Source organism: Arthrobacter pascens, assembly GCF_017052465.1.
Classification (GTDB): Bacteria; Actinomycetota; Actinomycetes; order Actinomycetales; family Micrococcaceae; genus Arthrobacter; species Arthrobacter pascens.
On record NZ_JAFHKT010000021.1, the window covers coordinates 1 to 443 of the forward strand.

At 71.6% G+C, this 443-nt stretch carries 1 protein-coding gene; it reads left to right on the plus strand.

All coding sequences use genetic code 11. The features are described from left to right. Positions 1–443 (plus strand): urocanase-related protein (locus JYA52_RS00095; RefSeq protein ID WP_504739498.1); only part of this gene is annotated, 443 nt, incomplete at both ends.

The window sequence follows — 443 nt, forward strand, 5'->3', positions numbered from 1 at the left end:
CGGATCTGCTGGCTGGGCTACGGCGAACGCGCCAAGGCCGGGCTGCTGTTCAACCAGCTCGTGAAGGAAGGCAAGGTCAAGGCGCCCATCGTGATCGGCCGGGACCACCTCGACTCCGGCTCCGTCGCCTCCCCCTACCGTGAAACCGAGGCCATGGCCGACGGCTCCGACGCGATCGCGGACTGGCCGCTGCTCAACGCCCTGCTCAACACCGCCTCGGGCGCCACCTGGGTCTCCCTCCACCACGGCGGCGGCGTGGGCATCGGCCGCTCCATCCACGCCGGCCAGGTCTCCGTCGCCGACGGCACCGACCTCGCCGCCGAAAAGCTCGCACGCCTCCTCACCAACGACCCCGGCATGGGCGTCATCCGCCACGCCGACGCCGGCTACGACCGCGCCGTCGAGGTCGCCAAGGAACGCGGCGTCCGCATCCCCATGCACGA